The 23,734-nt window shown below is 68.0% G+C and carries 27 protein-coding genes; 11 read left to right on the top strand and 16 right to left on the bottom strand.

Annotated elements, in window-relative coordinates; all coding sequences use genetic code 11:
- Positions 1-189: 189 nt before the first annotated feature.
- Together rpoZ and folK are read right to left on the bottom strand one after the other, a co-directional pair.
- Positions 190-549, bottom strand: coding sequence for a DNA-directed RNA polymerase subunit omega (rpoZ, locus tag ACW172_RS18975; RefSeq protein WP_492032940.1), 360 nt, complete (start codon positions 547-549; stop codon positions 190-192).
- Positions 550-651: 102 nt separating this feature from the next.
- Complete coding sequence (folK, locus tag ACW172_RS18980; protein WP_492032941.1) at positions 652-1,176, bottom strand: 2-amino-4-hydroxy-6-hydroxymethyldihydropteridine diphosphokinase; 525 nt, start codon at positions 1,174-1,176, stop codon at positions 652-654.
- Positions 1,177-1,228: 52 nt separating this feature from the next.
- On the opposite strand from folK, the gene ACW172_RS18985 reads away from it, so the two are divergent.
- The 3 genes from ACW172_RS18985 to ACW172_RS18995 all read left to right on the top strand — a co-directional run bounded on the left by ACW172_RS18985 (position 1,229) and on the right by ACW172_RS18995 (position 3,913).
- Complete coding sequence (locus ACW172_RS18985; RefSeq protein WP_492032942.1) at positions 1,229-1,792, top strand: LabA-like NYN domain-containing protein; 564 nt, start codon at positions 1,229-1,231, stop codon at positions 1,790-1,792.
- 135 nt (positions 1,793-1,927) lie between these two features.
- Positions 1,928-2,911, top strand: coding sequence for a hypothetical protein (locus ACW172_RS18990; RefSeq protein ID WP_492032943.1), 984 nt, complete (start codon positions 1,928-1,930; stop codon positions 2,909-2,911).
- A 33-nt stretch (positions 2,912-2,944) separates the two neighbouring features.
- Positions 2,945-3,913: a hypothetical protein gene (locus ACW172_RS18995; RefSeq protein ID WP_492032944.1), complete on the top strand. Its 969-nt coding sequence runs from the start codon at positions 2,945-2,947 to the stop codon at positions 3,911-3,913.
- 26 nt (positions 3,914-3,939) lie between these two features.
- Here ACW172_RS18995 and ACW172_RS19000 read toward each other — a convergent pair whose 3' ends face one another.
- Positions 3,940-4,296 carry a hypothetical protein gene (locus ACW172_RS19000; RefSeq protein ID WP_492032945.1) on the bottom strand — a complete coding sequence of 119 codons (357 nt, stop codon included), beginning with the start codon at positions 4,294-4,296 and terminating at the stop codon, positions 3,940-3,942.
- Positions 4,297-4,546: 250 nt separating this feature from the next.
- Here ACW172_RS19000 and ACW172_RS19005 point away from each other — a divergent pair, with 250 nt between their 5' ends.
- The 3 genes from ACW172_RS19005 (at position 4,547) to ACW172_RS19015 (ending at position 8,161) form a co-directional block, all read left to right on the top strand.
- Positions 4,547-6,100, top strand: coding sequence for a DEAD/DEAH box helicase (locus ACW172_RS19005; RefSeq protein ID WP_492032946.1), 1,554 nt, complete (start codon positions 4,547-4,549; stop codon positions 6,098-6,100).
- 144 nt (positions 6,101-6,244) lie between these two features.
- On the top strand, positions 6,245-7,303 hold the full coding sequence (locus ACW172_RS19010; protein WP_492032947.1) for a GGDEF domain-containing protein: 1,059 nt from the start codon (positions 6,245-6,247) through the stop codon (positions 7,301-7,303).
- Between the two features lie 87 nt (positions 7,304-7,390).
- Positions 7,391-8,161, top strand: coding sequence for a lysophospholipid acyltransferase family protein (locus ACW172_RS19015; protein ID WP_492032948.1), 771 nt, complete (start codon positions 7,391-7,393; stop codon positions 8,159-8,161).
- Between the two features lie 157 nt (positions 8,162-8,318).
- Here the strand turns inward: ACW172_RS19015 and ACW172_RS19020 are convergent, their stop codons facing one another.
- The 10 genes from ACW172_RS19020 to ACW172_RS19065 are packed head-to-tail and all read right to left on the bottom strand — an operon-like array spanning position 8,319 to position 15,887.
- Complete coding sequence (locus ACW172_RS19020) at positions 8,319-8,678, bottom strand: TfoX/Sxy family protein (RefSeq protein ID WP_492032949.1); 360 nt, start codon at positions 8,676-8,678, stop codon at positions 8,319-8,321.
- A complete protein-coding gene (locus tag ACW172_RS19025) occupies positions 8,678-9,088 on the bottom strand; it encodes a HesB/IscA family protein (protein WP_492032950.1) in 411 nt (136 codons plus the stop codon). Before ACW172_RS19025 ends, ACW172_RS19020 begins: the two co-directional genes overlap by 1 nt.
- Positions 9,089-9,096: 8 nt before the next feature.
- Positions 9,097-9,480 (bottom strand): SUF system Fe-S cluster assembly protein, encoded by a 384-nt coding sequence (locus ACW172_RS19030; RefSeq protein WP_492032951.1) that lies wholly within the window; start codon positions 9,478-9,480, stop codon positions 9,097-9,099.
- On the bottom strand, positions 9,480-10,700 hold the full coding sequence (locus ACW172_RS19035; RefSeq protein WP_492032952.1) for an aminotransferase class V-fold PLP-dependent enzyme: 1,221 nt from the start codon (positions 10,698-10,700) through the stop codon (positions 9,480-9,482). The genes ACW172_RS19030 and ACW172_RS19035 overlap by 1 nt, the downstream gene beginning before the upstream one ends.
- A 2-nt stretch (positions 10,701-10,702) precedes the next feature.
- Positions 10,703-11,731 carry a Fe-S cluster assembly protein SufD gene (gene sufD, locus ACW172_RS19040; RefSeq protein ID WP_492032953.1) on the bottom strand — a complete coding sequence of 343 codons (1,029 nt, stop codon included), beginning with the start codon at positions 11,729-11,731 and terminating at the stop codon, positions 10,703-10,705.
- Positions 11,728-12,492 (bottom strand): Fe-S cluster assembly ATPase SufC, encoded by a 765-nt coding sequence (sufC, locus tag ACW172_RS19045; protein WP_492032954.1) that lies wholly within the window; start codon positions 12,490-12,492, stop codon positions 11,728-11,730. The genes sufD and sufC overlap by 4 nt, the downstream gene beginning before the upstream one ends.
- Positions 12,489-12,806 (bottom strand): hypothetical protein, encoded by a 318-nt coding sequence (locus ACW172_RS19050; RefSeq protein ID WP_492032955.1) that lies wholly within the window; start codon positions 12,804-12,806, stop codon positions 12,489-12,491. The genes sufC and ACW172_RS19050 overlap by 4 nt, the downstream gene beginning before the upstream one ends.
- Positions 12,803-14,269, bottom strand: coding sequence for a Fe-S cluster assembly protein SufB (gene sufB, locus ACW172_RS19055; protein ID WP_492032956.1), 1,467 nt, complete (start codon positions 14,267-14,269; stop codon positions 12,803-12,805). The genes ACW172_RS19050 and sufB overlap by 4 nt, the downstream gene beginning before the upstream one ends.
- Positions 14,269-15,408: a cysteine desulfurase family protein gene (locus tag ACW172_RS19060; RefSeq protein WP_492032957.1), complete on the bottom strand. Its 1,140-nt coding sequence runs from the start codon at positions 15,406-15,408 to the stop codon at positions 14,269-14,271. Before ACW172_RS19060 ends, sufB begins: the two co-directional genes overlap by 1 nt.
- Entirely contained in the window at positions 15,405-15,887 is a 483-nt protein-coding gene (locus ACW172_RS19065; protein ID WP_492032958.1) for an Rrf2 family transcriptional regulator, read from the bottom strand. The genes ACW172_RS19060 and ACW172_RS19065 overlap by 4 nt, the downstream gene beginning before the upstream one ends.
- Before the next feature lie 158 nt (positions 15,888-16,045).
- Between ACW172_RS19065 and ACW172_RS19070 the strand changes: the two genes are divergently transcribed.
- Positions 16,046-16,696, top strand: coding sequence for an alpha/beta hydrolase (locus tag ACW172_RS19070; protein ID WP_492032959.1), 651 nt, complete (start codon positions 16,046-16,048; stop codon positions 16,694-16,696).
- Positions 16,697-17,131: 435 nt separating this feature from the next.
- On the opposite strand, the gene ACW172_RS19075 is transcribed toward ACW172_RS19070, so the two are convergent.
- The 3 genes from ACW172_RS19075 to ACW172_RS19085 are packed head-to-tail and all read right to left on the bottom strand — an operon-like array spanning position 17,132 to position 19,829.
- Positions 17,132-18,094 (bottom strand): DMT family transporter, encoded by a 963-nt coding sequence (locus ACW172_RS19075; RefSeq protein ID WP_492032960.1) that lies wholly within the window; start codon positions 18,092-18,094, stop codon positions 17,132-17,134.
- Positions 18,091-19,293: an exo-beta-N-acetylmuramidase NamZ family protein gene (locus tag ACW172_RS19080; protein WP_492032961.1), complete on the bottom strand. Its 1,203-nt coding sequence runs from the start codon at positions 19,291-19,293 to the stop codon at positions 18,091-18,093. The genes ACW172_RS19075 and ACW172_RS19080 overlap by 4 nt, the downstream gene beginning before the upstream one ends.
- Positions 19,290-19,829 carry a DOMON-like domain-containing protein gene (locus ACW172_RS19085; RefSeq protein ID WP_492032962.1) on the bottom strand — a complete coding sequence of 180 codons (540 nt, stop codon included), beginning with the start codon at positions 19,827-19,829 and terminating at the stop codon, positions 19,290-19,292. Before ACW172_RS19085 ends, ACW172_RS19080 begins: the two co-directional genes overlap by 4 nt.
- A 218-nt stretch (positions 19,830-20,047) precedes the next feature.
- On the opposite strand from ACW172_RS19085, the gene tyrS reads away from it, so the two are divergent.
- The 4 genes from tyrS (at position 20,048) to ACW172_RS19105 (ending at position 23,684) form a co-directional block, all read left to right on the top strand.
- Positions 20,048-21,304, top strand: a complete 1,257-nt coding sequence (gene tyrS / locus ACW172_RS19090; protein ID WP_492032963.1) for a tyrosine--tRNA ligase — start codon at positions 20,048-20,050, stop codon at positions 21,302-21,304.
- Positions 21,305-21,321: 17 nt separating this feature from the next.
- Positions 21,322-21,798, top strand: coding sequence for a thioredoxin-dependent thiol peroxidase (bcp, locus tag ACW172_RS19095; RefSeq protein WP_492032964.1), 477 nt, complete (start codon positions 21,322-21,324; stop codon positions 21,796-21,798).
- A 181-nt stretch (positions 21,799-21,979) separates the two neighbouring features.
- Entirely contained in the window at positions 21,980-23,134 is a 1,155-nt protein-coding gene (locus ACW172_RS19100) for a M23 family metallopeptidase (RefSeq protein ID WP_492032965.1), read from the top strand.
- On the top strand, positions 23,118-23,684 hold the full coding sequence (locus ACW172_RS19105; RefSeq protein WP_492032966.1) for a bactofilin family protein: 567 nt from the start codon (positions 23,118-23,120) through the stop codon (positions 23,682-23,684). Before ACW172_RS19100 ends, ACW172_RS19105 begins: the two co-directional genes overlap by 17 nt.
- Positions 23,685-23,734: the final 50 nt, after the last annotated feature.

Consider the following 23,734-nt stretch of genomic DNA (forward strand, 5'->3'; position numbering starts at 1 on the left):
CGTCGGCGGTGGGGTCATAGGCCTTGACCGCCTCGATCAGCTCGAACTGACGCAGGATCGGAACGCGTTTCGCCGCCGGAGGAGCCTCCGACGGCGAAACAGGGTCGTTGTTATTGGCGACATTCGGCTGCGGCGGGGACTTGCCGGCCCGCGCCGGGAGGATCGTGATACCGTTAGCGGGTTCCGCCGTCAGTACCGTTCCTCCTGCCCGCCGTCCCGGTCGCTCTGCAGGGCGCGGATCAGCTCCTGCTCGGCCATGTTCATGTGCTGCGGCTCAGCCAGCAGGCCGACGATTTCCGCCTCGTCCTCGGCTTCCGTGCGCTCGTCGACGCGCTGCAGGGCGACCACGACGGTCTCCATCAGGTCGTCGGGCAGAACGGTTTCGTCCGCGATCTCGCGCAGGGCGACGACCGGGTTCTTGTCGTTGTCGCGATCCAGGGTCAGCGCGGCGCCGTTGGCGATCGCGCGGGCGCGGTTGCCGGCCAGCAGAACCAGACCAAAGCGGTTCGGCACCTTTTGGATGCAGTCTTCGACAGTGACGCGAGCCATCAAGAATCCTCGTGCGGCGGGAGAACCGCGCCAAATACAGATAAGCACGGATTTGTGCAACGCCAGAGAGGCGATTCTGGGGCGACGGCCTTTTGAGAGCGCTCAGCTCAGCGGCCGCGCATCCGTCCCCACGGTCGCCGTCATGGCCAGGGCCTTGGCGAAGCCGCCGCCGGGGTGGCGCCAGTCGGGGGCGATCTCGGCCAGGGGCCCCATGACGAACAGCCGGTCGGCCGCGCGCGGATGCGGCAGGATCAGCCCCTGACAGTCGCCACGCTCGCGCCCATAGGCGATCAGATCCAGGTCCAGCGTCCGGGGCGCGTTCGGAACGGTCCTCTGCCGGCCGAAGCACTCCTCGATCCGGCCCAGGGCCGCCATCAGGGCATGGGGGTCCAGATCGGTCCGCACCACCGCCACCCCGTTCAGGAAGGGCGGATCGGTCGGATCGGGCCAGGCCTGACTGCTCCACCACGAGGACTGGGCCAGCACATCGATGCCCTCGGCACGGAACCGGGTCAGGGCCGCCTCCAGCGCGTCGCGGCAGGACGGCCAGACCCCCTTGTCATTGCAGCCGAGGGCGACGATGACGGCCCCATCGAGGTCCAGAGGCGCATCAAGGTCGACGTCCATATTGACGCCGACGCCTCTCGTGGCCGTTGCTGATATTGCGCTGGAGCCTTCCATGTACCCGTCCGATCGCATCGCCCTGTTCATCGACGGGGCCAATCTCTATTCGGCGGCCAGGGCGCTGAACGTCGATCTGGATTTTCGCAAGCTCGTCGAGTCGTTCCGCGACAAAGCCGTCCTGGTTCGCGCCTATTATTACACGGCCGTGGTCGAGGGCGAAGAGTTCTCTCCGATCCGGCCCCTGGTCGACTGGCTGGGCTATAACGGCTTCTCGGTCGTGACCAAGCCGGTCAAGCGCTTCACGGACGCCCAGGGCCACACCCGGACCAAGGGCAATATGGACATCGAGATCGCGGTGGACATGCTGGAGATGGCCCAACACCTCGACCACGTCGTCCTTTTCTCCGGCGACGGCGACTTCCGCCGGCTGGTCCAGGCGGTGCAGGCGAAGGGCGTGCGCGTCACCGTCGTTTCGACGACGAAGAGCCAGCCGCCGATGATCGCCGACGAGCTGCGCCGTCAGGCCGACGACTATATCGACCTCGCCGACCGGCTGGGTGACTGGACCCGCCCGAAGTCCGCCTCCCCCTCCCCCTCGGCGCGGACGTTCGAGGCCTGACGCCGCCGCGCTCAATCGGCCTTTCGCCGCAGGGATTTGATCGGCGTGCAGGCCGCGAAAAATCTCCACTTCCGATTGTCGCGCCGCCACAACCACGATAGCGTCGGTTGCTGAATTCTGTTCAGGAGGTTCACCGTGCTCGCTCTGCTTCTCGCCGCCCTGCTGGTTTCCGGCGGGGCCCAGGCGCGGCCCGCGCCGGACGCGGATCCCCAGACCCGCCCGCCCGCGGCTTCGGCCGACGCGCCGGTCGATCTCGATGACATCATCATCGAGGGCCGCCGCCTCGAGGACGCCACCGAGGACTTCGTGCGCTCGGTCGCCGATCCGGCTCCGGGCCGCGGCCTCGCCCGCTGGCGCGGCGCCGTCTGCCCCGGCGTGGTCAACCTGCGCGGCGAGACCGCGCAATATATCGTCGACCGCGTCTCCACGGTGGCGGCGGATCTCGGCCTCAGGACAGGCGCGCCGGGCTGCAAGCCCAACGTCGTGATCATCGCCACCACACAGGCCGACGCCTTCACCGCCAGTATGGTTGATCGGCAGCCGCGCCTGTTCGTCCCGGGCGGAACCGGGATGAACCAGAGCCGCGAGGCGCTCGACCGCTTCAAGACCGCCGACCGACCCGTGCGCTGGTGGACGATCAGCATGCCCGTCGACGGCGATACCGGCGTGCGCGCGGTGCGGATGCCGGGCGACGTGGCGGGGTCGGGCACAGGCGGCGCGGACGGGCGCGGGAGCGCGCCGGAATACGCTCCGAACATCGCCCTGCGCTCCTTTTCGCGGATGTCGACCCAGACGGTCGACGACATCCAGGGCGTCTATGTCATCATCGACGCCGATCGCATCGGGGACGTCTCCCTGACCCAGCTGGCGGACTATGTCGCCCTGGTCTCGATGGCCCAGATCGACCCGGAGGCGGACACCTCCCGCTATGCGACGATCCTGAACGTCTTCGACGATCCGACCCAGACCCAGACCCTCACCCACTGGGACCAGGCCTATATGGAGGGCCTCTACGACGCCCACAGCACCAAGCTGAACCTCGGCGCGCGCCGGGGAGAGATCGCGGATTCCATCGTCCGCGTTCACCACCGCATCACCGACGACCCCGCCCCGCAATAAGCGCCCCCCGACATCAAGGCTCAGGAGACCGCCATGCTCATCGCAGCCCTCGCCACTCTGCTGATTTCCGCCGCCCCCGCCTCCGCCGTAGACGGTCAGACGCCGATTCCGCCGGTCCAGACCGCCATCCCCTCGGCGGACACGCCCACGGATCTGGAGGACGTCGTGGTCGAAGGCCGACGCCTCGATGATCGGGTGAACACCTTCGTGCGCGAGATCGGGGCGCCGGCGAACAACCGGGGGCTGGCGCGCTGGCGCGGGTCCGTCTGCCCGGCCGTGGTCAATCTGCGCAATGACATGGCCCACGCCATCGTCGACCGCGTCTCCGACGTCGCCCAGGAGGTGGGTCTTCGCGTCGGCGATGAAGGCTGCACGCCCAATATCCTGATCTTCGCCACCGACGACGCCCAGGCCTTCACCCCCGAACTGGTCGCCTATCGCCCCCGCCTGTTCCGTCTCGGCGGCACGGGAACGGATCGCGGCCGCGCCGCCCTGGAAGCCTTCCAGACCGTCGACCGCCCGGTCCGCTGGTGGCACGTCAGCGTTCCCGTGGATGAAGAGGGTCAGGTCGCCACCCGGATTCCGGGCTACTGCAAGGACCCCTGCTCCACCCCGATGGACTATACGCCGCAGGTCCGGGTGAACGGCTCGCGGCTGCTCAGCTCCATCTCGGACAACCTGGCCCGCGTCTATATCGTACTCGACGCCAATGAGATCGCCGACGTCAATCTCGGCCAGCTCGGCGACTATGTGGCCATGGTGGCCCTGGCCCAGGTCAATCCCGACGCCGACACCTCGGGCTACGCCACCGTGCTCAACCTGTTCGACGATCCCGCCCAGACGGAGGGGCTGACCAACTGGGACAAGGCCTATCTGGAGGGGCTCTACGGCGTCGTCATGACCCGCCGGAACCTGAACACCGCCCGCAATGAAGTGGCCAGCTCCATTGTGCGCGCCCACCAGCGGATCACCACCCTGGCCGAGGCCGATACCGGCGAATAAGGCGGAACGGACGGCTGCGCCCGGGTTTAACGCCCGGGCACCAGCTCGTTCTGGACGCGGCGCCCCAGGGGATCACGCGACGCCCAGCGCTCGCCGACCCCGGCCTCGATCATCGGCGAGCAGAAGCGCGAGATCATCATGAAGGAGGGCCGGATGCCGTTCAGGCACACCCGGTTGCCCTCGACCCGCCAGGTGGCGGTGATCCGCCGCCCGTCCGAGAACTCGGCCGAATAGCTGCCGTCGCGGTTGAACCAGTGCTTGACCCAGCCGCCGTCCGGATAGTGGGACACCACCGTATTGCCGAAGGCGGCGCTGACATCGGCCGAAGCCGGCCCGCCACACACACACGCCGCTGCTATCGCAGCGCACAAAATGCGCTTCATTTCAAAGCCCTCGTACCTTCCCCGACATTAACTATCGTCCATCGAACGGGATTTGCAACCTCCGTCCAGAGAACGTCCGAAAGCGACCCGCGATCCCCGGAATACTTGACTCTGACGAAGGGGCTTCTATATGCGGCCCACGTTCGGGACAGGTCTGGCGAATCCGCGCCGCCCGCTCGCCCACCGAGGGGCGGTTCCGCGCATCGCACGCACGCCCACGCTGGGCGTTCACCTGACTTCCCAAGGACTCATGACAGAATTCGCGAACCTGGGCCTCTCGCCCACGACCCTGCAGGCGGTCGCCGACACCGGCTATACGACCGCGACCCCCATTCAGGCCCAGGCCATCCCCGTGGCCCTCGCCGGCCGCGACGTGCTGGGCATCGCCCAGACGGGCACCGGCAAGACCGCCGCCTTCACCCTCCCCCTCATCGACAAACTGTCCAAGGGCCGCGCCCGGGCCCGCATGCCCCGCGCCCTGGTCCTCGCCCCGACCCGCGAACTGGCCGACCAGGTCGCCATGAGTTTCGAGAAATACGCCAAGGGCACCAAGCTGAGCTGGGTGCTGCTGATCGGCGGCGTCTCCATGGGCGACCAGGTCGCGGCGCTGAACAAGGGCGTGGACGTCCTGATCGCGACGCCCGGCCGCCTGCTGGACCTGTTCGAGCGCGGCAAGATGCTGCTGACCGGCGTCGAGCTGATGGTCATCGACGAAGCCGACCGCATGCTGGACATGGGCTTCATCCCGGACATCGAACGCATCTTCAAACTGACGCCGCCCAAGCGCCAGACCCTGTTCTTCTCGGCGACCATGCCGCCCGAGATCACCCGCCTGACCACCCAGTTCCTGAAGGATCCGACCCGGATCGAGGCCTCGCGCCCGGCCCAGACCGCGGACACCATCACCCAGTATCTGGTGCGCATCCCGACCTCGGATCCCAAGGCCAAGCGCGCCGCCCTGCGCGCCCTGGTCGCCCGCGAGGACGTCCGCAACGGCATCGTCTTCTGCAACCGCAAATCCGAAGTCGACGTCGTCGCCAAGTCGCTGAAGTCGCACGGCTTCGACGCCGCCCCGATCCACGGCGACCTCGACCAGTCGCTGCGCATGAAGACCCTGGCGGACTTCCGCTCGGGCGCCCTCAAGATCCTGGTGGCCTCCGACGTCGCCGCACGCGGCCTGGACATCCCGGACGTCAGCCACGTCTTCAACTACGACGTTTCGCACCACGCTGACGACTACGTCCACCGCATTGGCCGCACCGGCCGCGCGGGACGCAAGGGTCAGGCCTTCATGATCGTGACCCCGGCCGACGACAAGGGTCTGGACAAGGTCCTCAAGCTGATCAAGATGGCCCCGGAAGAGCTGAAGCTGGACATCGACTGGTCCGCGCTGGGCGGCCGCCGCGACTCCAAGCCCGCCGACCGCTCCGAGGGCCGGTCGGAAGGCCGGGGCTCCAGCCGCGGCCGCGCGCCCCGGGGTGAAAAGACCGTCGAGCAGGCGGCCGAGGCCGAGGTCGTCGAGACCGTCGCCGCCGACGCGCCCGTCGCCGCCACGTCGGACGAGGCTCCGGCCCGCCGCACCCGCAGCCGTCGCGGCCGCGCCGACAAGACCGTCGAAACCGTCGCGGAAGCCGCGCCCGTCGCCCCGGTCGCCGAGGCTCGCCCGGCGCACGAGCCCCGGCTGCGTCAGGCCGACCGCGCCGGCGCCTCGAAGGACCGCGAACTGCCGCCCGCCAAGGAAGGCTCCGGCTTCGGCGCCGACATCCCGGCCTTCCTGCGTCGGCCGGTCCCCGTTCGCGCCTGACGGGCCACACCCACGGCCCACAACTAAGGGCTGATACGTATTTCTGGACGACGGGCGAAGTTTTCGCCCGCGTTTAACCCGGCGTTACGGAACCCCGGCTAACGTCTCTCCCGTCGGCGTCAGAAGACGTATCGGGGGATATCGATGGCCACTCAGGTCGAAACAGCGCTTCGGGGGCCCGAGGCCTTTCAACTCGCCAGGCGCGCCCTGGCCGAGATGGAAGCCGCCGGCGTCTGGCCGACGCCGCTGAATTTCGAGCTGTGGCTGCACTATGTCGGCGACCCCGAGGGTCCGCTGGGACGTGAGATCACGCGCCTTCTGAAGACCAAGGACGCCTTCACCGAGGGCACGGCCGAGATGCTGGCCGCCGAATACCTGCCGCGCGGCCGTCTGTCGGAAGAGATCCGCGACGCCGGCGCCGTGCTGAACCGCGAACTGTCCAGCGTGTCCGACGCCATCGCCAAGGCCAGGGAGTCCCAGGCCGCCTACGGCGAGACCCTGGCCGAGACCGGCGCCAGGATCGATCAGGCCGGCGCCGCTCCCGCCGACCTCAAGCAACTGGTCGACGGCCTGACCGACGCCACCAGCCGGGTCCAGCGCGAGAACGCGACCCTGGAGCGCCGCCTCGAGACCTCCACCAAGGAAGTGGCCCGCCTGCGCGAACACCTGGAACAGGTGCGCCGCGACGCCATGACCGACGCCCTGACCAACCTCGCCAACCGCAAGGCCTTCGACGAAGAGCTGCTGCGCGCCTGCGAACAGGCCGATCAGAACAGCACCGTCGTCACCCTGGCCGTGCTCGACATCGACCACTTCAAACGCTTCAACGACACCTGGGGTCACCAGACCGGCGACCAGGTCCTGCGCTATGTCGCCAGCGTCATCGGCCGCATCTCCAAGAACCCGCGCGTCGCGGCCCGCTACGGCGGCGAGGAGTTCGCGGTCATCTTCCCGGGCGAAGGCGCCCTGCAGGTCGAGACGGCCCTGAACGCCATCCGCGAGGAAATCGGCTCGCGCGCCCTGCGCCGCCGCTCGACCAACGACGAACTCGGCGCCGTGACCATCTCGGCGGGCCTGGCCCAGCGCCGCCCGGGCGAAAGCGGCACCCTGCTGCTCGACCGCGCCGACGAGGCCCTCTACGCCTCCAAGCGCGCCGGCCGGAACCGCGTCACCAACGGCGAACGTCTGGACGCCGCGGCCTGATAAGGCGCGAGACCGTCACGCAAAGCATGCCATAGTCCGCTCAAGCAGCGAGCGGCCGCGCCGCGAGCGTTAGCGCCCAAGGAGCCAATGCGAAGCTTTGCTTTCAACGTCGCCTACTGGGCCCTGTCGATCTTTTACGGGCTGACGGCGGCCTTCGCGGCGCTGACGCCGGGCCGTGAAGCGACCACCTGGGTCATCCGCCGCTATGTGAAGCGAATGGTTCAGGCCATGCGCGTCTTCGCCGGGATCACCATTCAGGTGCGCGGCCGCGAACGGCTGCCGGCCGGCGCCTTCATCATCGCCTCCAAGCACCAGTCCTGGGGCGACGGCTTCGCCACCTATGACCAGTTCGACGACCTGGCCTTCGTCACCGGCGACCATCTGGAGAAATTCCCCCTGCTGGGCGCCGTGCTCAACAAGCTGGGCGCCATTGTGGTCAACAGCTGCGGCGGCCGCGAGGCCCGCGATTCCCTCAAGCAGCGCGGCGCCGACGCCCATGCCGAGGGCCGCAAGATCCTGATCTTCCCCGAAGGCCATCTGGCGGCGATCGGGACCAAATACCGCTACCGCTCCGGCGTCTGGCACATGTACCGCGACTTCGACATGCAGGTGGTGCCTCTGGCCACCAACCTCGGCCTGTTCTGGCCCGAGGAGAAGTATGAGAAGCACCCGGGCACAGCCACGCTGGAGTTCCTCGACCCCATCCCCACCGGCCTCGGCAAGGACGAGTTCCTCGCCCGCCTCGAGGGGGTCATCGAGGGCAAGACCGACGAACTGATCGCCGAGGCGATGGGCAAGCCGGTCGAGCCGGCCGTGCGCGTGCTGTCCGAGGATGAGGCGGCGCGGGCGAAAGCCTGATCCTTCTCCCCTTGCGGGAGAAGGTGGCAGCCGAAGGCTGACGGATGAGGGGTCACGCAGGCCTCTCCGGTGAGTGACCTCCCGGCGTCAGACGACGGCACAACCCCTCATCCGACCTCGCTGCGCTCGGCCACCTTCTCCCGCAAGGGGAGAAGGATCATTTCTTCTTCGGCTTCTTCGCCGCCGCCTTCCGCAACGCCACCTCGAACGCCCCGCGGCCCCAGTCGGCCGCCTCGTCGGTGTCGTCCGTCGCGCTGTCCGGCAGGCTCCAGTAGCCGAGCTTCATCTCGACCCCGTCCTTGCCGGGATAGGTGAACTGGCGCGAGCCCGCCGCCTCCAGCGCCGGGATATTGGTCTCGTCGCCCTTCAGCCAGACCACGCCGTCGTCCAGCAGGGCGAAGATGATCCCCTGGCGATAGACCCCGGCCCCGCCGAACATCCGCTTGATCTCGAGCGGGCCCAGCGCCGCGAAATGCTCGCGCACCCATTCCTCGAAGTCGGGATCGCGTGCGCCCATCAGGCGTCGAGGGCCTTGGCCGGGATGATGGTCACGCTCTCGCCGCAGCCGCAGGCGTCGGTCTGGTTCGGATTGCGGAACACGAATTTCGACGACAGCTTCGTCGTCTCATAGTCGATCTCGGAGCCGATCAGGAACAGGATGGCCTTGGGGTCGATCAGGATGGTGACGCCCTTGTCCTCGACCACCTCGTCCAGCGGCTCGATCTGTTCGGCATAGGCGAAGGTGTATTCCTGGCCCGCACAGCCGCCGTTCTTCACGCCCACGCGCAGGGCGATGTACGGCTTGTCGGCCCCATTCTCGCTGGCATTCCTCATGATCTCCTGCACCCGCTCCGCGGCGGCGTCGGTCAGGGTCACGGCCTTGGGGCGCGGGCGGCGGGGACGGGTGGTGGTCTGAAGCTCGGTCATCTGCGCTCTCAGAACATGTTCAAGGCCAGCTTGGCCTCGTCGCTCATCTTGGAGGAATCCCACGGCGGATCGAACACCAGATTGGCCTTGGCCGACTTCACCCCGTCGACCTTGGTCACCGCGTCCTCGACCCAGCCCGGCATCTCGCCGGCCACCGGACAGCCCGGCGCCGTCAGGGTCATGTCGATGATCACGTCGCGGTCGTCGTTGACGTCGACCTTGTAGATCAGGCCCAGCTCATAGATGTCGACCGGAATTTCCGGGTCATAAACGGTCTTCAACGCCTCGATCAGGTCGTCGGTCAGCTTGTTCAGTTCGGCCTGCGACAGGGCGCTCTTCTGGGGCTCGTCCCAGGCGGCTGCGAAGGCGTCGGTTTCAGTCGGCTCGGTCATCACACAAAGAACTCGCGCGCCTTGATCAGCGCATCCACGAAGGCATCCGTATCCTCCACGGTATTATATAGGGCGAAGCTGGCGCGGGTGCTCGAGGTCACACCCATTCTTTTCGCCAGCGGCTCGGCGCAGTGCAGGCCCGCGCGCACGGCGACGCCGTAGCGGTCCATGATCTGGGCGATGTCGTGGGCGTGCGCGTCGGCGACGGTGAAGGCGAGGATGGCCCCCTTCCCTTCGGCCTGCCCCAGAATCCGCAGCCAGTTCAGCCCCTCCAGCCGTGCGACCGCGTGCTGGTAAAGCGCGTGCTCGTGCGCCGCGATCGCCGCCCGGTCGAAGCCCGACAGCCATTCCAGCGCCGCCCCCAGGCCGATGGCCTCGATGATCGGCGGGGTGCCCGCCTCGAACCGGTGCGGGGGTTTGGCGTAGGTGATCCGGTCGCGCTCGACCGTCTCGATCATCTCGCCCCCGCCCTGATAGGGCGGCAGGCTCTCCAGCGCCTCGGCGGTCCCGTACAGGGCGCCGATGCCGGTCGGGGCATAGAGTTTGTGGCCCGTGACCACATAGAAGTCGCAGCCGATGGCCTGGACGTCCGGCGCGGCGTGCACCGCCCCCTGACAGCCGTCGATCAGGACGCGCGCCCCGGCGGCGTGGGCCAGTCGGGTGATCTCGGCGACCGGATTGATGGTCCCCAGCACGTTCGACATATGGGTGACCGCGACCATCCGCGTCTTCGGCCCCAGCAGTTCGGCATAGGCCGCCATGTCCAGCGACCCGTCCGGCAGCACCGGGATCCACTTCAGCACCGCCCCGCGCCGCTCGCGCAGCAGATGCCAGGGCACGATGTTGGAGTGGTGCTCCATCTCCGAAACGATGATCTCGTCGCCCGGCTCGATGGACAGGCCGATGCCGTTGGCGACCAGATTGATCGCCTCGGTCCCGCCCTTGGTCCAGACGATGGTCTCGGGCGACGGGGCGTTCAGATACCGCGCCACGGTCTCGCGCGCCGCCTCGAAGGCGTCGGTCGCCTCGTTCGACAGGGTGTGCAGACCGCGGTGGACGTTGGCGTAGCTGCCCTCCATCTGGGCGACCAGATTGTCGATCACCGCCCGCGGCTTCTGGGCCGAGGCGGCGTTGTCCAGATAGACCAGCGGCTTGCCGTTCACCGTCCGCGACAGGATCGGGAACTGGGCGCGCGCGGCGTAGGGGTCAAAAGCCGTCATGATCAGAGGCGTTCCGTCAGCCATGACCGGACCACCTCCCGCGCCTGTTCGTGTTCGATCCGGTCCACGACCTCGATCAGGAAGGCCTGGGTCAGAAGCGCCCGGGCCTCGTCCAGCGGAATGCCGCGCTGCTGCATGTAGAACAGGGCGCTTTCGTCCAGATTGCCGACCGTATTGCCGTGGGCGCACTGGACGTCGTCGGCATAGATGATCAGCTCAGGCTTGGCGTCGATCTCGGCCCGTTCGCCCAGGATCAGGGCGTGGTGGCCCATCCGCGCATCGGTGCCGTCCGCGCCGCGCTCGACGACGATCTTGCCCTGGAAGACGCCGCGCGCCGTATCGCGCACCACGCCCTTGGTCAGCTGCGAGGTCTGGCCGTCGGCGGCCAGATGGTCGACGACCGAGGTCAGGTCCGTGTGCCGCGCGCCGGTCAGGGCATAGAGGCCGTCCAGACGCACATCGGCGCCCTCGGCCCCGTGGGCGACATGGGTCTCCAGCCGCTGCAGCTTCGCGCCCGTGGCCACGATGGTCTGGCGATAGAGACCGCCCGGGGCGACCTTCACCTGGGCCTCGGTCACCGAGATGGCGTCCGCCGGCTCCTCGACCAGAACGATGCGGGTCACCTCGGCGCCCTCGGCGACATCGAGGGTCAGCCGGTTATGGGCCACATAGGCTCCGCCGCGGCCCTCATGGGTCTCCAGCAGCAGCAGCTTCGATCCGGCCCGGGCCGCGACCTGAACCGCCGTCGCATGGCCGGTCCCGACCTGCGCCGGGTCGGTGGCGTCGGAGATGAAGCGCAGCCTCAGCGTCTGCTCGCCCGAGGCCACGAAGGCGTCCACGCCCACCGCCACCCCGTTGACGAAGACGATGGCGTCCCCACCCAGGTCGAAGAAGGCCCCCGGCCCCGTCAGGACCCCACTCGGCGACGGCTCAGGCGCTTCCTTCAGAACCCGGCGCAGATCACTGTATTTCCACGCCTCCGTCCGCCGCGAGGGGAAGGTGGAGGCGTCGGTGATGTCCAGGGCGGTCAAGCGGCAATCTCGGGAACGGGCGGCAGGTACTGGTCGTAGCCCTCCGCTTCCAGCTTGAGCGCCAGTTCGGGTCCGCCCGAGGCCACGATGCGGCCGGCGGCCAGGACGTGCACCCGGTCGGGTTTGATGTAGTCGAGCAGCCGCTGATAGTGGGTGATGACCAGCATCGAGCGGTCGGGGCTGCGCAGGGCGTTCACCCCCTCCGACACGATGCGCAGGGCGTCGATGTCGAGGCCGGAATCGGTTTCGTCGAGGATAAGCAAGCTAGGCTCCAGCAGAGCCATCTGCAGGATCTCCATCCGCTTCTTCTCGCCGCCCGAGAAGCCGACGTTGAGCGGCCGCTTCAGCATATCGAAATTCATCTTCAGCGTCGCCGAGGCCGCCTTGACCAGCTTCAGGAACTCGGGCGCCGAGACCTCGGCCTCGCCCCGCGCGCGCTTCTGGGCGTTCAGGGCCGTGCGCACGAAGGTCATGGCCGGCACGCCCGGGATCTCGACCGGATACTGGAAGGACAGGAAGACGCCTTTCGCGGCGCGCTCGGCCGGCTCCAGCGCCAGCATGTCCTCGCCGTTCCACTGGACCGAGCCTTCGGTCGCCTCATAGCCCGGACGGCCCGACAGCGCATAGCCCAGCGTCGACTTGCCCGCCCCGTTCGGCCCCATGATGGCGTGCACCTCGCCCGCGGGCACATCGAGCGTCAGCCCCTTGAGGATCGGCTTTTCGCCGACGGAGACGTGGAGGTTGGAGATGGAGAGGGTCAACGCGGGTATTTCTCTTCGTTCGTCATATGGAGCTTCAGCTTCGAGAGCTCCTCGTAGCCAAAGGTGAAAGCATCTTCGCCGACGTAGCACTCGAGTTGAGCGACGCCGACCGGGCCGGTGGAGTAGAACAGGACCGTTCCCACAGTCCCCGGCGGCACCTCATCGACATCGGTCCGGACTCCGCCGTCCACCGGGATTGTGCGCGCCAGCACGACGTCGTCGTAGCAACGCACCGAGCGCCCATCACTTCCCGTGAAAGCGCCTTCCTGCGTCCAGTCTTCAAGCGCCATCTGTTCGCGCGGAGACAACGTCACCCCACGCTCCCTTCCAGCGAGATCGCCACCAGCTTCTGGGCCTCGACGGCGAACTCCATCGGCAGCTTCTGCATGACGTCGCGGACGAAGCCGTTGACCAGAAGCGCCACGGCCTCCTCCTGCGACAGGCCGCGCTGCTGGGCGTAGAAGAGCTGGTCGTCCGACAGGCGCGTCGTCGTCGCCTCATGCTCCAGCTGGGCCGAGCCGTTGCGCGCCTCGATATAGGGCACGGTGTGCGAGCCGCAGTCCTTGCCGATCAGCAAGGAGTCGCACTGGGTGAAGTTGCGCACCCCCGTCGCCTTGGGATGCACCGAGACCAGACCGCGATAGGTCGAGTCCGACTTGCCCGCCGACACCGCCTTGGCGATGATCCGCGACTTCGAGTTCTTGCCCAGATGGATCATCTTGGTGCCGGTGTCGGCCTGCTGATGTCCGTTGGTGATGGCGATCGAATAGAACTCGCCCGAGCTCTCCTCGCCCTTGAGGATGCAGGACGGGTATTTCCACGTCACGGCCGAACCGGTCTCGACCTGGGTCCACGACACCTTCGACCGGTCGCCGCGGCAGTCGGCGCGCTTGGTCACGAAGTTGTAGATGCCGCCCTTGCCTTCGGCGTCGCCGGGGTACCAGTTCTGGACGGTCGAGTATTTCACCTCGGCGTCATCCAGGGCGACGATCTCGACCACCGCCGCATGCAGCTGGTTCTCGTCGCGCATCGGCGCCGTGCAGCCTTCGAGGTAGGAAACGTAGCTGCCCTTGTCGGCGATGATCAGGGTGCGTTCGAACTGGCCGGTCTGGCTGGCGTTGATCCGGAAATAGGTCGACAGCTCCATCGGGCAGCGCACGCCCGGCGGAATGTAGACGAACGACCCATCGGAAAAGACCGCGCTGTTCAGCGCCGCGAAATAGTTGTCCGAGACCGGCACCACTGATCCCAGATACTGACGCACCAGATCAGGATATTCGCGCAAGGCCTCGGAAATCGGCATGAAAATCACCCCGACCTTGGCCAGCTCGGCCTTGAAGGTGGTGACCACGCTGACGCTGTCGAAGACCGCGTCCACGGCATACTTCGGCGCGCCCTCGACCCCTGCCAGCACCGCCTGTTCGTTCAGCGGAATGCCCAGCTTGGCGTAGACGGCCAGCAGTTCGGGATCGACCTCGTCCAGCGACTTCGGCCCGTCCTTCTTCTTCGGCGCGGCGTAGTAGAACAGCGACTGGTAGTCGACCGGCTCGTACTTCACCGAGGCCCAGGTCGGCTCCTCCATGGCCTGCCAGCGCTCGTAGGCGGCGAGACGCCATTCAAGCATCCACTCAGGTTCGCCCTTCTTCTCACTGATAAAGCGGACGATATCGGCATTGAGGCCACGCGGCGCGAACTCCTGTTCGATGTCGGAGGTGAAGCCGTGCTCGTACTTCTCCAGCGCGGCGACCGCGTCGATGGTTTCCTGAACGGCGGCCATTACGCGACCTCCCTCTTGCTACGCTCGGCGATCCGCTCGCGCTGACGGCGCCAGGCCTCGGCCCAGGTCGTCGCGAAACGGATCCAGTCATCTTCGGTGGTGGTCCAGCCGCCCGAGGCGCGCACGCCTCCGGTCGACAGGTCGGCGCGGCCCGTGGCCAGGATGGCGCGCGAGGGTTTGGTCTTGCCCGAGGAGCAGGCCGACCCGCCCGAGGCCATGATCCCGGCCAGGTCCAGGGTGATCACCTGCTGCGGGCTGTCCCAGTCGGCGACGGCCATGAACAGGGTGTTGGGCAGGCGCTCGACACCGGCGCCGATGATCGTCGCCCCCGCGTCGCGGACCACGATCTCGGCGGCGTCGCGCCAGGGCCGGTGCGCCTCGACCAGGGGAAGGTCGCGCAGGGCGCTTTCCGCCGCCACGCCGAAACCGGCCACGCCCGCGACATTCTCGGTGCCGCCGCGCATGCCGCGCTCCTGACCGGCGCCGTGGACGACGGCCACCGCCGACCGGCCCGCGCCCATGATCAGGGCGCCCACGCCCTGGGGCCCGCCCAGCTTGTGCGCCGAGAGGGTCAGGCTGTCGGCGCCGAGGCTGCGCATATCGACCGGGATCTTGCCCGCCGACTGCACCGCGTCGACGTGCAACCAGCCGCCGGCCTCGCGCACGATCCGGGCGGCCGCGGCGATGGGCTGGATGACCCCGCTCTCATTGTTCGCATGGTGGATGGCCACCACGGCCTTGCCGGGCAGGCGCAGCAGCTCGGACAGCTTGCCCAGCTGGATCACGCCGTTGGTGTCCACCGGCAGCATCTTGACCGGCTTTCCGGACGCCACCGCGGCCTCGAGGATGCAGGGGTGCTCGGTCGCGCTGACGATCAGCCGCTCGCAGCCGGCCGCCAGAGCACTGGCCAGACCCTGACCATTGGATTCAGTGCCGCCCGAGGAGAAGATCACCGCCGTCGGATCGGCGCCGACCAGGGCGCCGACCTGGGCCCGCGCCGTCTCGATCCGCGCCCGCGCCTTGCGGCCCAGGGCATGCACCGCCGAGGCGTTGCCACCCTCGGCCAGGATGCCGGTCATCACCTCCAGCACTTCCGGCCGGATCAGCCCCGAGGCGTTGTAGTCGAGGTAGACGCTCATGCGGCCTCCTCCACCACGATCACGGCTTCAGCATCCCGACGCCGCGCGCCCGTGCGGTTCATCACCACGTCTTCCAGCGAGACGCCGGCCAGGTAGCGGTGGATCTCGTCGCCGAGGTCTTCCCACAGATTGTGGGTGATGCAGCGCTCACCGGCCATCATGCAGCCCTTGGGCGAGGAATGGCCGACGCAGCGGGTCGCCCGGATCGGCTCGTCGACCGCCAGGACGATGTCAGCGACGACCGTCTCATGCGCCCCCCTGGCCAGCCGATAGCCGCCGCCGGGTCCGCGCACGCTCTGGACCAGTCCGCCCTTCCTCAGTCGAGCGAACAGCTGTTCAAGATAACTCAGCGAAATCTCTTGCCTTTGCGCGATCTCGGCCAGCGAAACCGCGCGCGCGGCGCCGTCATCCGCCCGGCTGTTCTTCGCCAGATCGGCCATCGCCATCACGGCGTATCGTCCCTTGGTCGACAGACGCATTGCGCACCCTCAAAATTCTCGCGCTTTTCGGGGGTCCTGTGCTAAGACCCGCGCCTTCTGCAAGGCGGCGGCGCGCACGGGGGACTTAGAAAGTCCTACTGCAGCGGTCAAGTATTCATGCCGCCGAAACGACATATGTGAACGGATTCCAGAGCCTCATGCCTGAAGTCATCCTGCCCGGCGCCTCCGGTCGTATCGAAGGCCGCTATTCCCCGGGCAAGCGCGCCAATGCCCCGATCGCCCTGATCCTGCATCCGCACCCCAAGGCCGGCGGCCATATGAACAACCCGGTGGCGGTGACGCTGTACCAGCTGTTCCAGAAGCGTGGCTTCGCGACCCTGCGCTACAATTCGCGCGGCGTGGGCAAGTCCCAGGGCGAGTTCGATTCGGGCATCGGCGAACTGGCCGACGCGGCCACGGCGCTGGACTGGCTGCAGGCCAACAACCCCGCCGCCACCCAGACCTGGGTCGCCGGCTATCAGTTCGGCGCCTATATCGGCATGCAGCTGCTGATGCGCCGGCCCGAGACCGACGGCTTCATCTCCGTCTCGCCGCCGTCGAACATGTACGACTTCTCCTTCCTCGCCCCCTGCCCGGCCTCGGGCCTGTTCCTGCACGGAACGGCCGACAGCATCGTCCCGCCGGTCGAGGTCGAGCGCGTGGTCAACAAGCTGCGCACCCAGAAGGGCATCGTCATCGACTATGAGCTGGAGGACGGCGCCAGCCACTTCTGGCAAAACCACATGGACGCCGTCGACCGCCGCGTCGGTCTCTATCTGGACAAGCGCCTGGAAGAGAACCCGGCCTGAGTTCAGCAACCCTCTCCCACAGGGAGAGGGCTTGAGCACACGGCGGCGCAGCCGTCGTCCTTGTGCGAAAGGGTGAGGGGTCATGCCCCTCACCGGTGAGCGACAGAACCCCTCACCCTCCCACTCACTCCGTTCGCGGGTCCCTCCCTCTCCCTCCGGGAGAGGGACTCGAACGCGCCTATGGTCGCTGCTCAATCGATTGATCCGCCGCGCGTTTCCCGCGCGATCAGCCATTCGGCTCAGCACGCGCCAAAACCGGGTTAGATTTTCAGTCCCCGGTCTTTGACATCCCGCCGCGCCCCGCACCCTGAGTGCAAGCCGAGTGCAAATCCTTTTCGCGATATCGATCTTTCAGATTCAGTAACTTACAAACCAAACCTGAACTTTGACCTTCAGAATTGCACTTTTTGCACCCGCTTTTTTCGAGTGCAAAACCTACCGTTCGGCCTCCACCTCAGACCCATGCGCCCGGACGCTGAGCAGGACGCTGGCGACCATCAGGACGACGGCGAGCCCCTCCAGCAGGGTCGGGCCGCGCCGGGCCAGAAGGAAGCCGTAGGCCAGGGCGAACAGGGTCTCGAAGACGATCATCTGGCCCATCAGGGTCATGGGCAGCAGGCGGCTGGCGCGGTTCCAGAAGGCGTTGCCGACGATGGAGGCGCCGAAGGCCACGGCGGCCGAAACGCCCGCGAACAGGCCCCAGTCGCTGACCGCCCAGTGCGGCGGATCGAACAGGGCCAGCACCGCCAGCCCCAGCGACAGGCCGCCCGTCACCACCCCGGTCAGCAACGACCAGTCATGGGCCGAGACCTGCGGCAGCCGATCCAGCCAGCGGCTGTTGAACACCGCATAGGCGGACCAGGACAGCAGGGCCGCGATGGCGCAAACGAGGCCGACCAGGCTGCTCCACAGGGGTCGCGTCCCCTCCCCGGCCCCAGAAGCGTCAGGCGCCCCATGCGAGGCCTCATGCCCGATCAGGACCACGGCGATGACGGCCAGCGCGAGGGCCGGGGCGATCCGCCCCAGCGGCGCGGCGCCCGGCTCGCGCAGCCCCCACAGGGCCACCACCACGGGCACCATCCCGACGATCAGGGCGCTGGCAGAAACCCCGGCCCAGTGCACCGCCACGACCAGCAGGGCGTAGTAGAGCAGGTTCCCCAGCACGCTCAGCAGCACCAGCGCCCGCCAGGCCTCGCCGGTCAGCAGGGCCGTCAGACGCTTCCAGCGCGGGGCCACCAGCACCGCCGCGATCAGGCCGTAGGCGAGGTAACGCCCGGCCGCCATCAGGGCCGGAGAGGCGTCCGGCGTGGCCTTGGGCGCGAGGAAGACCATGCCCCACATCGCCCCGGCGCCGACCCCGCAGGCGACGCCCAGCCACCGATTGGAGAGCTGGCTCAATAGAGCAGGAAGGGCTTCCGCGCCGCTTCCCAGGCCGCCTCGTCCGGCAGGGTCAGGGCGTCCAGATCGGCCGCCGTGGCGTTGCGGTCATCGACCCACTCCCGCAGCGCCGGACCGCCGTTGATGGTGTCGATCGGCAGCTTGCCGAAGGCGTACTCATAGGGGAAGTCGCGCCACAGGTCGTAGTCCGGATAGAGGTTGCGCACCGCCTTGAAGGCCAGGGCCTGGACCCGCCATGGCTTGAAGGCGGCATGGTCATAGTGCGGGTCGTCCACATGGATCTGGACCCCGTTGCAGAGCTGGCCGACGTGCTTGTGGAAGGTCGGCTGGAACCAGCAGTCCCTGAGAACGCAGCCCTCCAGCCACTCGGGCGCGAGGCGCCGCATCTCGGCGATGACGTCGCGGGCCACGATGTCGGGGGCCCCGAACAGCTCCAGCGGACGGGTCGTGCCGCGCCCCTCCGACAGGGTCGCCCCCTCCAGCATGACGGTGCCGGCATAGGCCCGGACCATGGAGACATTGGGGGCGTTGGGGCTGGGGTTGATCCAGCTACGCTCGCTCAGCGGCCAGCCGTAGCCGGGGCCCTGCTCCGGCTCCCAGCCCTCCATCTCGATGACGCGGTAGTCGACCTTCAGCCCGAAGTGGTCGATGAACCACAGGCCCATCTCGCCCAGGGTCATGCCGTGCCGCATGGGCATGAGCCCGGCCCCGACGAAGCTCTCCCAGCCCGGACGCAGCGTCAGCCCCTCGACCGGACGCCCCGCCGGGTTGGGCCGGTCCAGCACCCAGACCGTCTTGCCGTGCTCGGCCGCGGCCTCCAGCACGTACAGCAGGGTCGTCACGAAGGTGTAGATACGGCAGCCGACGTCCTGCAGGTCGATCAGGATGACGTCGAAGGTGGTCATCGACTGGCCCGACGGGCGGCGCACCTCTCCGTACAGGCTGAAGACGGGGATGCCGTGGACCGGATCGGTCTCGTCCGGCGTCTCCATCATATTGTCCTGCAGGTCGCCCTTCATCCCGTGCTGCGGCCCGAAGGCGGCCGTCAGCCTGATGTCCGGCAGGGCGGCCAGGGCGTCGATGGAGTGGGTCAGGTCCGCCGTCACCGAGGCCGGATGGGCCAGCAACGCCACGCGCCGCCCCTTCAGCTCGGCCTGAAGGGCGGGGTCGGACAGCAGGCGGTCGATGCCGAACTTCATGGGTGCTCCAGGGCGGGGGAGATCAGAGCGAACGAGTCCGCATGGTGGAAGTCGGGCATATCCGACGGGTGGGTTAGGGCCCAATAGGTTTTGGAGCCGTCGGTCGCCTCGACCACGACCGACAGGCCGATGGCCTCGACATGCGGCCAATCGCTCCACGGGATCATGGCGGTCAACTCAAACCCCTCATCCTTGGGGACCACCCTGATGTCAGGGGCGGACACAGGGAAGTTGCGCATGCCGGCGCGGTAGCCGGAGAAGGCGTAGGCGGCCCAATCGCCCGATGGGGACAGGTTGAACTCGACGTAGTCATCGGGGCGACGTCGGGCGAAGACCTCGCAGCAGGTGCGCATCCAGAGCTCGTCCCGACGCTCCGGCGCTTTCACGGCCGGCAGGAAGACGCCGCCGGCGAAGCCAGAGACGCGGAAGGTCACGGAGATGAAGGACCGCCCTTCCCAATCGACCTCAACGCTGACGTTGCCGAGGCCGGCGGCGGTCGTGCCGGGATGCGGGAGGAGCGTGCGTTCAAGGACCATCCCTCCTCGATAGCGCGCGTCGCGGCGGCGTCAAACGCTTGACCCGCCGGCCGCCTTCGCCTTAGCTGTCTGGATGTTCGCACGCCTCGCCCGCACCGGCCTCTATTACCGCTCGCTGAGCTAGCGAGCGGCCGCGAACCCACGCGCCGCCCTCGCCGGCGGCGCGCCCCCTCCGGAAACGGATGACGCCCGTCGGCCTCCCTGCTAACGGAACCGCCATGACCGATACGCCCTTCAAGTCCGACTTCCTCAAGACGCTGCAAGACCGCGGCTACATCCATCAGGTGACCCATCCGGCCGAGCTGGATGCGGCGGCCGCCGCCGGGATCGTGGTCGGCTATGTCGGCTTCGACGCGACGGCGAAGAGCCTCCACGTCGGCAACCTGATCTCGGTGATGATGCTGCGCCGGCTGCAGCAGGCGGGCGGCAAGCCCGTGGTCATCATCGGCGGCGGCACCACCAAGGTCGGCGACCCGACCGGCCGCGACACCTCGCGCCCCCACCTGACCGACGCCGACATCGCCGCCAACATCGCCTCCATCAAGTCGGTGTTCGAGGTCTTCCTGACCTTCGGCGACGGCCCCACCGACGCCATCCTGATCAACAACGACGACTGGCTGTCGGAGTACGGCTACATCCAGTTCCTGCGCGAGTACGGGACCCACTTCACGGTCAACCGCATGCTGGCCTTCGACTCGGTCAAGCTGCGGCTTGAGCGCGAGCAGCCGATGAGCTTCCTCGAGTTCAACTACATGCTGATGCAGTCGGTGGACTTCCTGGAGCTGAACCGCCGCCACAACGTCACGCTTCAGATGGGCGGGTCGGACCAGTGGGGCAACATCGTCTCGGGCGTCGATCTGGTGCGCCGCGTGGACCAGAAGTCGGCCTTCGGCCTGACCACCCCCCTGCTGACCACGGCCTCGGGCGGCAAGATGGGCAAGACGGCTCAAGGGGCGGTCTGGCTGAACGCCGAACAGCTGAGCCCCTACGACTACTGGCAGTTCTGGCGCAACGCCGAGGACGGCGACGTGGGCAAGTTCATGCGCCTGTTCACCGACCTGCCGCTGGACGAGATCGCCCGTCTGGAGGCGCTGGAAGGCGCCGCCATCAACGACGCCAAGAAGGCGCTCGCCGACGCCGCCACCACCCTGCTGCACGGGGCCGAGGCCGCCGCGACCGCCCGCGCGGCCGCCGAGAGCGCCTTCGAGAAGGGCCAGCTGTCGGCGGACCTGCCGACCGTCGAACTGCCCTCCGCCGAAGTCATCGGAGCCATGATCGCGGCGGTCCTGACCAAGGCCGGCCTCAGCTCCTCCAACGGCGAGGCCCGCCGTCTGGCCCAGGGCGGCGGTCTGCGCCTGAATGACGAAGCCATCGCCGACGGCGCCCGCCTGATCGAGGCCTCCGACGTCAACGCCGACGGGGTGATCAAGCTGGCCGCCGGCAAGAAGAAGATCGTCCTGGTCAAACCCGTCTGAGCCCGGAGCCGCCGCCAATGACCGACATCACCGAAGGCCAGCAAGCGCCTGCGTTCGACCTGCAGGTGGACGGCGGCGGCTCCGTCTCGCTTGCGGGGCTGAAGGGGAAGACCGTGGTCCTCTATTTCTACCCCAAGGCCGACACCCCCGGCTGCACGACCGAGGGCCAGGACTTCACCGCCCTCGGCGATGAGTTCGCCGCCGCGAACGCCGTGGTCATCGGCGTCTCCCGCGACCCGGTGAAGAAGCTGGACCGCTTCAAGACCAAGGCCGCGCTCGGCGTCATCCTCGGCTCCGACGAGACCGGCGTGGTGACGGAGACCTACGGCGTCTGGGGCGAGAAGACCCTCTATGGCCGCGTCTATATGGGCATCGAGCGCGCCACCTTCCTGATCGACGCGGATGGCATTGTGCAGCGCACATGGCGCAAGGTCTCGGTCAAGGGCCACGCCGCCGCGGTGCTGGACGCCGCCAAGGAACTCCGTTCGGCCTGACCTCGGTCCCGCAAGCAGATCGCGAGCCTGCAACAATACCCCAAAGGCGCGAATCTAGGCCGTGTACAGATTCGTTTCGGGCGTTGCGGCGCACAATGATGGTTAACAATGCGTGAACGCTGTTGCCGTCCTGCCTCTGTTCCGGAATAAGTACGTCCGTAAGCGTGGGGGCGTGATTACAATGCAGGAAGATACAGGGGTGGTCAGGCGCTCCTTGATCGAACGCCTATTCCCCGAACGTTGTCTCTATCTGCGTGAGAGCAACGGCGAGGTCCGGGGCTATGTGCTGACCACGGCGCGCCAGTCGATCATGGCCAGCGTTGCCGCCATCGCCGTTGGCTGGACCCTGGTCGCCTCGGGCGGCTTCCTCTTCGACATGATCGCCCGCACCCAGGCCGACAGCCAGGTGCAGCGCGCCCGCGCCGCCTCCGAACGCGCCAACGCCGACCTTCAGGCCCGTCTGGAGACCGCCGTGGTGCGGATGTCGGCGACCAACGGCTCGCTGGACGAGATGGCCCAGATGGTCGAGCACCGTCACGCGGCCCTGACCGGCGTCATGTCCATGTTCCAGGGCGTGCCGGGCGCCACGGCCGCGCTGAAGCCCGCCGCCCCGCTGGGCGCCGCCAACCACTCGCCCGCCCAGCGCGTCATGGCCGTGCGGCTGGATCAGGACCGGCTGATCGCCAAGGCCGAGGCCTTCGCCCAGACCCGCGCGGAACGTCTGCGCCTCGCCTTCCGCCTCGCCGGCCTGAACCCCGCCGCCTATGTGGTCCAGGGCGCCGGCCTCGGCGGTCCTCTGGTCGAGGCCAAGGACCCGCGCGCGCTCGCCGCCATCCTCGACGTCGACGAGGGCTTCGCCGTCCGCATCCGCCACGCCGCCGACAATCTGACCGACATGCGCCAGCTCAGCGACGTCGCCGACGGCCTGCCCTTCGCCCGTCCGACCCAGGCCCGCACCACCTCGGGCTTCGGCGTGCGCTTCGATCCCTTCAACGGCCGCCCCGCCCTGCATCAGGGTCAGGACTTCGCGGCCCCGCTGAACACCCCCATCTATGCGACGGCGCCCGGCGTCATCTCTTTCACGGGCGTTCGTTCAGGGTATGGCAACACCGTTGAGATAGACCATGGGCACGGTTTCAAGACCCGGTTCGCCCATCTGAACTCCATCGCCGTCAAGCCCGGCCAGCCGATCGCGCTCGGCCAGCGCATCGGCGCGATGGGAACCACCGGCCGCTCCACGGGCGTTCATCTGCACTACGAAGTGTGGGTCAACGGCCGCGCCCAGAATCCAGCCCGCTTCCTCAGAGCAGGAGACCAACTTGTTCAACAAGACTAAGCCCGCCACGCCCGCTCCCGGCCAGACCCGGCCGACACCCGCGCCGATCCCGCCGCTGCCGGATCTGCCCTCGCCAGGACGTCCCATGACCAGCGCCCCTACCCCGGCTCCCGCCCCGTCGATCTCGTCGCGCGGCCTGTCGACCCTGTCGTCGGACCTCCAGTTCGAGGGCGCCATCAACGGCGGCGGCGACCTGCAGGTCGACGGCGCGGTCAAGGGCGACATCCGCGTCGGCCGCCTGATCGTCGGCGAGACCGGCGCCGTCGAGGGCAATGTCAGCGCCGACTACCTCGAGGTTCGCGGCCGCATCGTCGGCGGCGTCGCCGGCAAGCAGGTCAAGCTGGTCTCGACCGCCTATGTGGACGGCGACATCACCGCCGAACAGCTGTCGATCGACATCGGCGCCTACTTCCAGGGCCGCGTCCTGCAGAGCCGCCCGCAGGCTCCGGTCGTCGCCCCGGTCGCGCCCGCCCCGACGCCCGCTCCGGCCGCCGACGCCTTCAGTGCCCCGCCGCTGCCCGAAGACAAGCCCCAGATCCCCAGCTTCTGAGGACTGGCGACAGGCTGAAAAGCAAAAGGGCCCGGAGCGATCCGGGCCCT

The sequence above is a fragment of the Brevundimonas sp. ALps5 genome (genome assembly GCF_058681645.1).

Excerpts from the sequence above, each read along its gene's own strand:
- rpoZ (WP_492032940.1), bottom strand. The coding sequence starts at position 549 with ATGGCTCGCGTCACTGTCGAAGACTGCATCCAAAAGGTGCCGAACCGC.
- folK (WP_492032941.1), bottom strand. The coding sequence starts at position 1,176 with ATGGACGTCGACCTTGATGCGCCTCTGGACCTCGATGGGGCCGTCATC.
- ACW172_RS18985 (WP_492032942.1), top strand. The coding sequence starts at position 1,229 with ATGTACCCGTCCGATCGCATCGCCCTGTTCATCGACGGGGCCAATCTC.
- ACW172_RS18995 (WP_492032944.1), top strand. The coding sequence starts at position 2,945 with ATGCTCATCGCAGCCCTCGCCACTCTGCTGATTTCCGCCGCCCCCGCC.
- ACW172_RS19000 (WP_492032945.1), bottom strand. The coding sequence starts at position 4,296 with ATGAAGCGCATTTTGTGCGCTGCGATAGCAGCGGCGTGTGTGTGTGGC.
- ACW172_RS19005 (WP_492032946.1), top strand. The coding sequence starts at position 4,547 with ATGACAGAATTCGCGAACCTGGGCCTCTCGCCCACGACCCTGCAGGCG.
- ACW172_RS19010 (WP_492032947.1), top strand. The coding sequence starts at position 6,245 with ATGGCCACTCAGGTCGAAACAGCGCTTCGGGGGCCCGAGGCCTTTCAA.
- ACW172_RS19015 (WP_492032948.1), top strand. The coding sequence starts at position 7,391 with ATGCGAAGCTTTGCTTTCAACGTCGCCTACTGGGCCCTGTCGATCTTT.
- ACW172_RS19020 (WP_492032949.1), bottom strand. The coding sequence starts at position 8,678 with ATGGGCGCACGCGATCCCGACTTCGAGGAATGGGTGCGCGAGCATTTC.
- ACW172_RS19025 (WP_492032950.1), bottom strand. The coding sequence starts at position 9,088 with ATGACCGAGCTTCAGACCACCACCCGTCCCCGCCGCCCGCGCCCCAAG.
- ACW172_RS19030 (WP_492032951.1), bottom strand. The coding sequence starts at position 9,480 with ATGACCGAGCCGACTGAAACCGACGCCTTCGCAGCCGCCTGGGACGAG.
- ACW172_RS19035 (WP_492032952.1), bottom strand. The coding sequence starts at position 10,700 with ATGACGGCTTTTGACCCCTACGCCGCGCGCGCCCAGTTCCCGATCCTG.
- sufB (WP_492032956.1), bottom strand. The coding sequence starts at position 14,269 with ATGGCCGCCGTTCAGGAAACCATCGACGCGGTCGCCGCGCTGGAGAAG.
- ACW172_RS19060 (WP_492032957.1), bottom strand. The coding sequence starts at position 15,408 with ATGAGCGTCTACCTCGACTACAACGCCTCGGGGCTGATCCGGCCGGAA.
- ACW172_RS19065 (WP_492032958.1), bottom strand. The coding sequence starts at position 15,887 with ATGCGTCTGTCGACCAAGGGACGATACGCCGTGATGGCGATGGCCGAT.
- ACW172_RS19070 (WP_492032959.1), top strand. The coding sequence starts at position 16,046 with ATGCCTGAAGTCATCCTGCCCGGCGCCTCCGGTCGTATCGAAGGCCGC.
- ACW172_RS19080 (WP_492032961.1), bottom strand. The coding sequence starts at position 19,293 with ATGAAGTTCGGCATCGACCGCCTGCTGTCCGACCCCGCCCTTCAGGCC.
- ACW172_RS19085 (WP_492032962.1), bottom strand. The coding sequence starts at position 19,829 with ATGGTCCTTGAACGCACGCTCCTCCCGCATCCCGGCACGACCGCCGCC.
- tyrS (WP_492032963.1), top strand. The coding sequence starts at position 20,048 with ATGACCGATACGCCCTTCAAGTCCGACTTCCTCAAGACGCTGCAAGAC.
- bcp (WP_492032964.1), top strand. The coding sequence starts at position 21,322 with ATGACCGACATCACCGAAGGCCAGCAAGCGCCTGCGTTCGACCTGCAG.
- ACW172_RS19100 (WP_492032965.1), top strand. The coding sequence starts at position 21,980 with ATGCAGGAAGATACAGGGGTGGTCAGGCGCTCCTTGATCGAACGCCTA.